Raw genomic sequence first — 7,841 nt, 5'->3', positions numbered from 1 at the left:
GGTCTTCCACGTCGGCGGTGAGGGCGACAAACAGGAGGGTGCGCTTTAAACCCGTGCTTTCCATAAATTGGACGGCTAGGGAATTATTCGTGCGAAGACTCATCTGCAGGACGGTTCCTTCAAAAAGCCACGAGCGTTCCCCGTCCGGAATTATCCCTTCGTAGACAAACTCTTTTTCCATGTCCGGCAAAATAATTCTGGCAATGCCGGTATCCTGCCCGGGATCAAAGCGGTAATTTTTTTCCAGTTCGTTTATGTTTATCCGCTGGGCGTTTATCATCTGCAGATAAGAATCGGGCGACCATTTTTTTGATAGGACCATGTCGAGATCGGGATCGGGCGCCGCTTCAACCCGCGTGCCTCTGACGGCCTGAACCGGCCCTTCATAATGGTTAAAAACTTTTAACCTGAAAGAAAAGCAGTAACCCGTAATGCCGTTTTGAGTTAGCACTTTGAACCAGTCGCCCGGCAACGGATCCCCCGTCATGCTTATCGGCGGGATACCGTCAACCTTGTCCAGAACTTTGATTATTTCCCCCGTCCGTAACTTGTATACGCGCCGCGCGCTGTTGTCGGGGGTGTCGCGGGTGGGAAGCCCGTCCTGTAAATTCTCGGCGGAGATTGGCGCGTAATATGCGAATTGCGCGGCAATGGCTTTCGACTTTTTCTTGCTTCCCGCGAAATAAAGCTGGGCAAGGGGTATTTCGATCTTGTTGCTTTTTTTGTCAATCCTGCTCGCTTCCGGAACGCCTACGACCCACACCTTGTCAATGTTCGATTTGATGTAAACAGGCAGTATGGTTCCAGATAAAATGACGGGGTCTTCCGTAGACCACAGCAAGACCCCGTATCCAAGTTTTGAACATGATGAGAGATAGAGAGAGATTAGCGCGATTAAAAATAAATAAGAAGAAAATTTACCACGAAACACACTAACCACACGAAAGGTTAAAGTTACTCGATAACCGCGATAATGTCTGACATTCTGAGGATAAGATGTTCCTCTCCGTCTATTTTCACCTGAGATCCGGCGTATTTGTCGTACATGACTTTCTGGCCGGCTTTAACAAGGACAGGATCTTTTTCCGTCCCCGGCCCCGTTTCTACAACTACACCCTGCTGGGTTTTTTCCTGGGCTGTGTCTGGAATAATAATTCCTCCGGCCGTTTTTGCCTCATTCTTTTCCAGTTTGACCATTACCCTGTCCGCCAAAGGTTTTACCTTCATTTTAATCCTCCGTAGTTATTAACTTTAATTGAATAAAATATATAAAAATCGCGAATTTTCGTCAATAGCGCGGTTCACGCGGACATAGACATTCCGGGAAATTCGGCTTATAATATAGGTAAGATATGAATTTTATAAGTAAAACCGTAAAATTAGCCGTTTTTTCCGCCGTATTTGCGGTTTTTTTCGTTCTATTTGCCTCCTGTTCCACATCACAACCTGAAATTTCCTACGGTTTTATCAATCTGGTGCTTTACGAAGGGGAATCCGGGCCGGTCGAGCATTTTTCGTTTTTTGTCATAGCCGAAGACGAGGACGGGCTTGAAAACCTTGACGAGTTGTACCTGTATAACGACAAAGAACAGCTTCGATGGAAAATTAGAAACGACGAATGGGTCAGTTTTGTACAGGATAACAAGACGTGGATAGGCTCCAGAAGCATTACGATTCAGGAAGGATCCCTTCCACGGGGCGTATACCGCGCCGTGCTGGTAAACAAGGGCGGCGAAAAAGGGGAGCGTACATTCACTTACGACGCTACTGTTTCCCATCCTTTCCCCGTGTTTCAAATTGAAAACGGAATGTATACGGTTAAATCCGAATGGCCGAGCAACCGTCTGGTCTGTTATGACAAGGCGGGAAATTATATCTCTACCGTAGATTTGCAGTCTTTATCCGGCTCCGTTTCCCAGTTAAACCTTCCGCAGGCGGCCGCGACAGCCGCGCTTTGGGCGGACGATCCCGCGTATTATTATAGCGCCTTTACAAACGTAATTCCCGTCAAATAATGCTTAAAAGTTTTGTGATAAGAAAAGGCCATTTTACGGACGCGCAAAAAAAGCCTACGGTTTGTTATCTGAAAAATATATAATTCCTTTTTCCGAAGACAAGCTTGATTTTCCCGGCATATTCGGGAACTCCGCTGGCGTTACCCTTGAAATCGGTTTTGGTTCTGGTCTTGCCACAGCCCAAATCGCCCAAACACACCCCGAGAAAAATTATTTGGGCGTGGAGGTTCATCGTCCCGGCATAGGGAAACTGTTATGGGAAATTGAAAAGCGTTCCCTTGCAAATATCAGGATTATCGAATACGACGCGGCGGCGGTAGCTGAAAAAATGATTCCAGAAAATTCACTTGACGCGATACACGTCTTTTTTCCCGATCCCTGGCCGAAAAAAAGGCACAACAAGCGCAGACTTATTCAAAATCCTTTTACCCATACGCTCGCCTGCCGCCTTAAACCCGGCGGCTATTTGTACATGGTGACCGATTGGGAAGATTACGCCGTCTGCGCCCTTGACGCGCTTTCTTCCTGTCCTTCGCTGAAAAACGCCTATAACGGTTTCGCCGAACCGCAAAGCTGGCGGCCCAAAACAAAATTCGAGCAGAAAGGTCTTGCAAAAGATCATAAAATAAGTGAATTATTTTTTATAAGGGGGGATTAACATGCTGCTTACGGCCGACATAGGGACTTCCAGCCTTAAATCCGCAATTTTTGATTATGACGGAAACCGCCTGTCTTTCGCGTCTTTTCCCCTTTCAGTTGACGCTAACGCGGACTGTTCCCAGTGGATAAAGGCGTTTAAGGACTGCTGTTTGAAATTAGGGAATACCGCGAAAGTCGAAGCTGTCGTCATAAGCGGGAACGGGCCAAGCCTTGTGCCGGTTTTGGGCGAGCCGAAGATAGGAAGCGGCGGGTTGGAAGTTCCGGCTGACAAGACGAGGTTTTGGCTGGATCGAAGCGCGGTAAAGTACCAGGAAGAAGTATCCGCCGTAATGGACGGTTTTGTAGACGCCTGTTTTTTCCTTCCTAAAATACTGAAGATAAAGAACGAGGAAGCCCAACTATATCAAAAAACAAAAACATTTCTCGGCGTTCCCGAATATCTCGCGTACGCGCTGACCGGCTCCGCCTGCACGGTTTTCCCGTCTGAAGGCTTTGACCGCTGGTTTTGGGACGATTCCGTCCTTGAAAAATTGGACTTGGACGCGGCAAAATTTCCCCCTTTTATAAGTCCCGGAGACGCGTTCGGGAAAATTACGCCTTTAGCTTCCGAATATTTCGCCCTTCCTAAAAATATTCCCGTAATAACGGACGGGCCTGATTTTTTCTCCGCGATTACCGGCAGCGGAGTGGTCAAACCTTCCCATGCGTGCGACCGCACCGGCTCTTCCGGCGGGATAAATCTTTGCACTAAAGACAGGGTTCTGGACAAGCGGTTAATGTCTTACGGCCACCCGGTAAAGCCGTATTGGAATTTATCCGGCACGATAAATACCACCGGCAAGGCGATAGAATGGTGCAAAAATTTTATGGGGCTTGAAAGTTTCGACGATTTTTTTGCCCTCGCGCGTCAGAGCAAAGCCGGCTCCGGCGGCCTTGTCTTTGTCCCGTATCTAGCGGGAGAGCGCGCCCCCGTCTGGAATCCCAACGCGCGCGCCCTGTGGCGCGGCATAGGCCTTTCTAGTGGAAGGGCCGAGTTCGCCAATTCCGTACTTGAGGGAATCGCCTTCGCCATCAGGGACGTAATCGGCGTTATGGAAACAAACGGCGTCCACGTCGAGAATTTGCGCGTAACAGGCCGTCTTTCCGGCATAGATAGCATTAATCAGATAAAGGCCGATATAACCGGAAAGCAGGTGCTTTCTCCCATGCAAAAGGAAACCGAGCTGTTGGGCCTCGCGATTACAGGCTCGTGCTTTAAGGGCAAGTACGCGTCCTTAACCGAAGCCTCTTCCGTAATGGTAAAAACCGATAAAACATATGATCCAAACCCAAAGAATGCGGATTTGTATAAAGAGCTATTTTTGGAATACAAGAAATAATTTTTGTTGAAAATTCCCAGTTCTTGGTACACAATAGGGTATGGAAATAGAGTCATTTACCAAGACGCTTGCCGAGATATGCCTCCATACCAAAGTGGCCGCGGGGCGTAGGGTGGAGTACACGATTATCGTGAATCCCGTGTCGGGCGGGTTTACCATCCGCAAAAGATGGAAAAAACACAGCGCCGTTATGGAAGAGTACCGCCAAAAGGCGCAGGCAAATACGCTTCGCCGCGACGTAAAACCTTCCGTTATCGCCAAAAACGGGAAAATAGGCGCGGGTTCGCTTCCCGATTGCGGCGCGGTTCTGACGGGAAAATCAGGGCACGCGGGAGAGATAACCAAAGCCGTAATTGACAACTTTATGGCGTCGAAGGAGAGCAGTCCGCCTTTTCAGTTGATAATCTGCGCGGGCGGCGACGGAACAAGTTGGGAAGTTCTTTCCGCGCTCCACGACGCGCCGCCACAATTCCGTTCTTCAGCGGCGGTTGTACGCCTGCCCCTTGGAACGGGCAACGACGGAGCGGACGCGCCAGAGTTGGAAGGCGCGCTTGACCTATTGATAAAACCGGTAAAAGTGGAGTATTCGCCGGCTCTTCGCCTTGTTACGGCGCAAGACGGACCGGCGCGCGCGAAAGGGCCGTTTCTTGCGTTTAACATTCTTTCGGCGGGACTTGACGCTTTTGTTACACACATGACCAACAAGATGAAGGTGGGGCTTCCAGGCGATTCATACAAACTTTGGGTGGACATCGCCGCGCTTTTCTACGACAGGATTTATAAAGTCGATTATTTGGACGTAAAAGTGTTCAACGAAAAAGGCAAGGAAATTAATTCTTTCCGCGAAAAATTACTGCTCATTGCGGTAGGCGCGTCGGGGCATCGCACTTATGGGTCGGGCAATAAAATCCTTCCCGACGACCGTAACGTATGCGCCGTCAGGCAAATGTCCATGTTTCGAAAAATCGCGCTGAAAGGCCTTTTTAGAACGGGCGAGCATATCAACAAGCCTGAATCCATGCTGTTTACCGCCCGCAAAGTGGAATTTTCCGCGATGTATCCCCTGCTCGCGCAGATGGACGGGGAAGCCGTGCTTCTTGAACGCAAGGATTTTCCCGCTTCGATTGAGCTTACCGCGCCAATTATTCCGCTGTTGAAAATTAATAAACCGTAGGGGTACTTGAAAACCGGATATTTTAAGGCTCAAAACCAATAAAAAAGCGGTTTTTGGGCCGTTTTTTATATATTGACAATGTTTATTATTCAATATAGAATAGATGAGTTACGGCAAATTTATTAAAGGAAATGGAAATCATTACATGGTAAAACCCAATATATTAAAAGCCGATTTTTACAGTTATATAAAGCGCACATGGGTTCTTTATCTTATGCTTCTCCTTCCAATTTCGTTTTTCATAATTTTCAGGTACATTCCCATGACAAACATCGTAATCGCCTTTAAGGATTACAATATATTCCAAGGTGTTTGGTCCAAAGGCTCCCCTTGGGTTGGCTTTCAGTGGTTTAAACAGGCTTTTAACAGAAGCGATTTTTGGCTTGCGATGCGCAATACCATCACGCTTAATTTACTGGATTTAATAGTAGGTTTTCCGGCTCCTATCATCCTCGCGCTTATCTTAAACGAACTTGTTTTTAAAACCTTCAAAAAATTAACACAAACCATCATCTATCTTCCGCACTTCATATCATGGATCATAGTCTCGAGCATAGCCACAAGGCTTTTGGCGCCGACAAACGGCGTAATTAACGTGTTCATAGCCGAACATTTCGGCATGAAGCCCATCGACTTTTTAATGAACGGCGGAAGATGGGTTATGACTTACATAGTTTTCGGAGTTTGGAAGGAAATGGGCTGGGGAACGATTATATACCTCGCCGCTATTACCGGAATCAACCCTGAATTATACGAAGCCGCGGAAGTTGACGGCGCGGGCCGTTGGCGGAAATTGTGGCATATTACCCTGCCGGGAATCAGATCGACCATCGTAGTCCTATTAATAATGAACATCGGGCGTATTTTAGGAAGCGAATTTGACCGTCCCTATACTATGGCAAACCGCGTGGTAAGGGATGTAGCCGACGTTCTTTCCACCCTTGTATACCGCGTCGGTATCTTGTCAAACCAGTTTTCATTAACCGCCGCGGTCGGATTATTCCAATCCGTCATTTGCGTAATTTTCCTTGTCGCCGCCAACTCTTTCGCGAAGAAATTCGGCGAACGGGGAATTTGGTAGGGGTTGTATGAGCATCAAGAAAAAAGGATCCAGCACCGGCGATTTAGTAGTTTTCTTAATATGCGTGGTCGTAATATTGCTTTGTATTTTACCTATGATTAACCTTCTTGCGCAATCTTTAAGCAGTTCCGACGCTGTTATAAACGGCAAGGTGTCTTTTCTACCTGTCATTAACAAGGAAAACGCGTCGGCTGTTGAACCGGAAAATTACGCATGGACTGATAGCGAAGAAACCGCCTTTTCTTACGATGATGATTATGAAGAGTACGTTTATGAAGACGCCGAAGAATATGTTTATGAAGACGCGGAAGAATACGTTTACGAGGACGCAGAAGAATATGTTTATGAGGACGCGGAAGAGTACGTTTATGGCGAAGACGAAGATTCGTCTTATGATTATTCGGCCGGCTCTAGCTCGCAGAACGACGAGCAAAGCGACGAGGAATACAGCGAATGGGTCGCCCAAAGGGAAGCCGTAAAAAACAAATTTAAATACGGAATAACGATGGAATCGTACAGATACGTTTTTATGGATCCCGCGTTTACAAGATCGATGTGGTGGACGGCTATTCTTACCGTTATCTGCACATTAGTTTCCCTTACAATGACCATACTGTGCGCTTATCCGCTTACTTATGATAATCTAAAAGGAAAGATGTTAATAAATACCATAATTATATTTACGATGTATTTCAGCGCCGGAACAATACCAAACTACATATTGATGAAAAACATGGGGCTTCTTGACAATCCCTTGGTCCTGATTATCCCCAACTGCCTTTCGGTGTTTAATATGATAATCCTTCGTAGTTTCTTCTTTGGAATCCCGGACAGTTTGCGCGAATCCGCGGAATTGGACGGCGCGAATCCGTTTACGGTATTGATACGGATTTACCTTCCGCTGTCCGCGCCGGTATTGGCTACCCTCGCCCTTTTCTACGCCGTAGGCCGCTGGAACGGGTTTTCCGACGCGCTGTTATACATAAAATCGGCGCCGCAATGGGTTCCCATCCAATTAAAACTTTGGCAGTTAATTCAAAACACTACGTCTATCGACGTAACAACGGTAGAAATGGTTTCGGGCAACGTGCCTAGGGCTTCCGACGCTATTAAGGCGGCGGCAATTATGTTCGCGACCGTTCCTATCCTTATAATATACCCGTGGCTCCAGCGTTACTTTATTAAAGGTGTAACCATTGGAGCGGTAAAGGGTTAAATTTATGGATTATTGCCTATAATGCTCATAAGGAGTAATATAGACATAAATCAAATATTTTATTTTTTGGAGGAAAAAATGAAAAGAATCGTATTAGCTTTGGCCGCGTTGTTAATCGCATCATCGTTTGTTTTCGCGCAGGCCGCACTTCCCGTAACGGGAAAACTTACCGTGGAAGTATTTGACCGCGGTTCGGATGGCGGAAGAACGCCCGCGCATAATAACGCGTGGACGAACTGGATTAAGGAAAAGGTAAAGAAAGATCTTAACATCGACGTTACCTTTGTTCCAGTTGGACGCTGGTCGGAAAACACCG

Annotated in this window: 9 protein-coding genes; 7 read left to right on the top strand and 2 right to left on the bottom strand. The window is 47.0% G+C overall.

What is annotated here, in order from left to right; all coding sequences use genetic code 11:
* Together ACYVTD_RS08250 and ACYVTD_RS08245 are read right to left on the bottom strand one after the other, a co-directional pair.
* The coding region (locus tag ACYVTD_RS08250) for an SH3 domain-containing protein (protein ID WP_461247299.1) at positions 1 to 931 on the bottom strand (931 nt) is incomplete at its 3' end.
* Positions 932 to 954: 23 nt separating this feature from the next.
* Positions 955 to 1,227 carry a co-chaperone GroES gene (locus ACYVTD_RS08245; protein WP_461247298.1) on the bottom strand — a complete coding sequence of 91 codons (273 nt, stop codon included), beginning with the start codon at positions 1,225 to 1,227 and terminating at the stop codon, positions 955 to 957.
* Between the two features lie 125 nt (positions 1,228 to 1,352).
* Here ACYVTD_RS08245 and ACYVTD_RS08240 point away from each other — a divergent pair, with 125 nt between their 5' ends.
* The 7 genes from ACYVTD_RS08240 to ACYVTD_RS08210 form a co-directional block, all read left to right on the top strand.
* Positions 1,353 to 2,015, top strand: a complete 663-nt coding sequence (locus tag ACYVTD_RS08240; RefSeq protein ID WP_461247297.1) for a hypothetical protein — start codon at positions 1,353 to 1,355, stop codon at positions 2,013 to 2,015.
* A 61-nt stretch (positions 2,016 to 2,076) separates the two neighbouring features.
* Positions 2,077 to 2,673 (top strand): tRNA (guanosine(46)-N7)-methyltransferase TrmB, encoded by a 597-nt coding sequence (gene trmB, locus ACYVTD_RS08235; protein WP_461247296.1) that lies wholly within the window; start codon positions 2,077 to 2,079, stop codon positions 2,671 to 2,673.
* 1 nt (position 2,674) lies between these two features.
* Positions 2,675 to 4,054 carry a xylulokinase gene (locus tag ACYVTD_RS08230; RefSeq protein ID WP_461247295.1) on the top strand — a complete coding sequence of 460 codons (1,380 nt, stop codon included), beginning with the start codon at positions 2,675 to 2,677 and terminating at the stop codon, positions 4,052 to 4,054.
* Between the two features lie 40 nt (positions 4,055 to 4,094).
* Positions 4,095 to 5,228, top strand: coding sequence for a diacylglycerol/lipid kinase family protein (locus ACYVTD_RS08225; protein ID WP_461247294.1), 1,134 nt, complete (start codon positions 4,095 to 4,097; stop codon positions 5,226 to 5,228).
* 103 nt (positions 5,229 to 5,331) lie between these two features.
* Positions 5,332 to 6,309 (top strand): ABC transporter permease, encoded by a 978-nt coding sequence (locus tag ACYVTD_RS08220; RefSeq protein WP_461247293.1) that lies wholly within the window; start codon positions 5,332 to 5,334, stop codon positions 6,307 to 6,309.
* Between the two features lie 7 nt (positions 6,310 to 6,316).
* A complete protein-coding gene (locus ACYVTD_RS08215; protein ID WP_461247292.1) occupies positions 6,317 to 7,525 on the top strand; it encodes a carbohydrate ABC transporter permease in 1,209 nt (402 codons plus the stop codon).
* A gap of 78 nt (positions 7,526 to 7,603) precedes the next feature.
* On the top strand, positions 7,604 to 7,841 hold a 238-nt coding region (locus ACYVTD_RS08210), incomplete at its 3' end, for a hypothetical protein (protein WP_461247291.1).

The organism is Treponema sp. R6D11 (assembly GCF_054786075.1).
The sequence above is the reverse complement of the archived record's forward strand: the minus strand, read 5'-3'. Positions and strand labels throughout refer to the sequence as shown.